The sequence below is a fragment of the Mycetohabitans sp. B2 genome (genome assembly GCF_021733735.1).
Taxonomy (GTDB): Bacteria; Pseudomonadota; Gammaproteobacteria; order Burkholderiales; family Burkholderiaceae; genus Mycetohabitans; species Mycetohabitans rhizoxinica.
The window spans coordinates 1-347 of record NZ_JAHKSP010000149.1 but is presented as its reverse complement, the minus strand read 5'-3'; the positions used below and the strand labels follow the sequence as shown (position 1 = coordinate 347).

At 54.2% G+C, this 347-nt stretch carries 1 protein-coding gene; it reads left to right on the top strand.

The window, feature by feature from the left end; translation table 11 throughout:
• Positions 1 to 52 precede the first annotated feature (52 nt).
• On the top strand, positions 53 to 347 hold a 295-nt coding region (locus KPG66_RS18210), incomplete at its 3' end, for an AMP-binding protein (RefSeq protein WP_237071649.1).

Here is a 347-nt window from a genome sequence, read left to right as displayed (position 1 = left end):
CTTTGACCCCTGTGTGCGCGACTTGTTTGGTCCGTTGACAGCAGGCGCGCGCGTGATCATCTTGCCCAATGAGCAGGCGAAAGAGCCAGGCCGCTATCTATCAGCGATTCGTGAAAGGTCGGTGACGAAACTGCTGAGTATCACACCAAGCTTTTTGCGTAGTCTTTGTGAAACCGTACCGGCGGGTCCCATTGCATCGTCGTTGAACACTATCTTGACCTCTGGTGAGCCGCTAGAGGCAAGTGTATGTGAGCAGGTGCATAAGGCGTTTGGCCTTCAAGTAACGGTGGTCAATCAATACGGTCCAAGCGAATGCACGATGGCGTCAACGTGGTTCAAGGCCGACG